3 protein-coding genes and 1 pseudogene are annotated in these 2,062 nt (G+C 60.4%); 1 reads left to right on the top strand and 3 read right to left on the bottom strand.

The annotated features are described in order from the left end of the window. A pseudogene (gene dnaE / locus RMO23_RS00565) lies at positions 1-367 on the top strand (DNA polymerase III subunit alpha); the annotation flags it as partial. 54 nt (positions 368-421) lie between these two features. Here dnaE and tolA read toward each other — a convergent pair. From tolA to RMO23_RS00550, 3 genes are all read right to left on the bottom strand, one after another. Then, a complete protein-coding gene (tolA, locus tag RMO23_RS00560; protein ID WP_309678031.1) occupies positions 422-1,288 on the bottom strand; it encodes a cell envelope integrity protein TolA in 867 nt (288 codons plus the stop codon). Between the two features lie 23 nt (positions 1,289-1,311). Next, entirely contained in the window at positions 1,312-1,743 is a 432-nt protein-coding gene (locus tag RMO23_RS00555; protein ID WP_309678029.1) for a biopolymer transporter ExbD, read from the bottom strand. 148 nt (positions 1,744-1,891) lie between these two features. Then, on the bottom strand, positions 1,892-2,062 hold a 171-nt coding region (locus tag RMO23_RS00550; protein WP_309678033.1), incomplete at its 5' end, for a MotA/TolQ/ExbB proton channel family protein.

Raw genomic sequence — 2,062 nt, 5'->3', positions numbered from 1 at the left:
GATCGTGCAGGGCACCTTGCAGGGCGCGTCCGAGCGTTTTGGGCGGCGCTTCAAGGTCACCCAGGCGTGGGACCTGGAGACCGCGCGCTGCAAGTTCGGCAAGTATTTGCGCGTGGCCGTCAACGGCACGGCGCCCGACATCTCACGCATGGTGAAGGACTTTCCGCCCCGAACGGAAATGACGGAGCAGGGCGAGCTGAAACGCGGTTTGCCGGTGCGTCTGAGCCTGCGGCAGGGCAACGGCTTGCAGGGCGCAAGCGCCGAGTTGCAGCTCGGCGATGCCGCCCGGTTCTTCCCAACCGATGCGGCGCTGGCCAGCTGGATGGCGCAGGCCGACAACGGCCTGGCCAGCATCGTTTATGAATGAAATATGGCTGTAGCCTAGGCAGAACGTGCGCTAGTAGCTATAAATTTTATAGCATCAGTCTTTCGGGCCGAATTCGATAGGGAAGTCCGGAACGACTTTTCCGTTTTCGTCCAGAGGAATGCGCTCTGTTTTCTCAACGGCCCTGAGAACTGCGTCGTCCCAAGCTGGTACGCCACTGGATTTACTCAGTTTTTTGCTCATAATTAGCCCCGAAGAGGACACTTGCACTTGCACAACGGCTTTTGGATTTCCTTCAATACTGTCAACATTCGAAAAGCTGATGTTGCGCTTGAACAGTGCAGCAAGCCGCGCCTTATAGCCGGCTGATGGTCCGCTAGATTTTTGAGCGCTGCCGGTGGAGTTGGGGCCGCCGGTGGTGCTTGCTTGTCCCATCATGCGTTTCAGGTTTTCGTCGCGCTGGCTTTTAGCCAGCGCATCGGCCTGCTTTTGCTTCTCCGCATCTTTGGCATCGGCTTTCCGAGCTTCTTCCAATGCCTTGCGCTTAGCCTGATCTTCCTTCGCTTTCAGTTCTTTGTCCTTTTTCGCCTGTAGTTCGGCTTTTAGTTTTTCCTGCAACTTTTCCGCCTCAGCCTCTTTTTGTTGCTGCAGCCGCTTGCGTTTTTTCTCCTGCTCCAGCGCAATGTCCACATCCGGCGCTGGCGGCGTTACCTTGACTTCAGGCGTTTTCGGCGTGGGCGGCGGAGGCGCTGGAGGTTCGACCAGCCGGGGTGCGGCCTCCTGCGGCGTGCCGGACCACAGCTCGGCTTCAAACGACACCGCCTTGTCGCTGCGCTTCCAGTGGACGCCCCAGGTCAGGGCAATGATGAGCAGGGCATGCACCAGCAGCGCCAGGCCCATCGCGCGCATCGAACCCGCGTTGGGCGGCGGTCCAAATTCGAGGCGGTCTGCGGCGCTGGGCATGATTCTTCGGGTCAGGCTGTTGCCTATTTGCCGGTCTGCACCGACAGGCCGACACGCGACACGCCGGCTCTTTGCAGGCTGTCCATCACCTTCACCACGGTTTCGTACTTGATGGACTTGTCGGCGCTGATGACCACGGGTACGGCTTGTGCCCCCGCCTTGACGGCCGGCTCCATCCTGACAATGTCGGCGGCCACGTTGCGCAGGTTGCTGGGCACCGAATCGGTCTTGATCTTGAGCTGAATCGTTTCATCCTTGCCAATCAGGATCTGCACCGGGCTGGGCGGCTGGCTGGCGGCCTTGCCGACGCGGGGCAGGGCGATCATGCTGGGCGTGATCAGCGGCGCCGTCACCATGAAGATGATGAGCAGCACCAGCATGACGTCGATAAACGGCACCATGTTGATCTCACTGATGGTGCGGCGGCCCCGGCCGCGGGAAGTGACTGCTGGCATGGCGGTCTCCTTTCAAGTTGCAACGACGTTGCTTCGAGCCTGCGGCCGCAGCGCCGGGCCGCCCCCAGGAAAATTAGCCCCATCATTTGGTGAAAGGGGCAGCGCACCGCCGAAGGCACGCGAAGCGACAAGCGTGGGGGGCAACATTTCAGTGACCCGAAGGCGATTGCGCGCCCAAGTTGCGCTGCAGGATGTTGGAGAACTCTTCAATAAAGGTCTCCAGCCGGTTGGCGATGCGGTCAATATCGTGCGCGAAGCGGTTGTAGGCCACCACTGCCGGAATGGCGGCAAACAGGCCAATGGCGGTGGCCACCAGCGC

This window comes from Polaromonas sp., assembly GCF_031411155.1.
In the GTDB taxonomy this organism is placed as follows: domain Bacteria; phylum Pseudomonadota; class Gammaproteobacteria; order Burkholderiales; family Burkholderiaceae_C; genus Polaromonas.
The sequence above is the reverse complement of the archived record's forward strand: the minus strand, read 5'-3'. Positions and strand labels throughout refer to the sequence as shown.

Coding starts and splice junctions, on each gene's coding strand:
- RMO23_RS00555 (WP_309678029.1), bottom strand. CDS start 1,743: ATGCCAGCAGTCACTTCCCGCGGCCGGGGCCGCCGCACCATCAGTGAG.
- tolA (WP_309678031.1), bottom strand. CDS start 1,288: ATGCCCAGCGCCGCAGACCGCCTCGAATTTGGACCGCCGCCCAACGCG.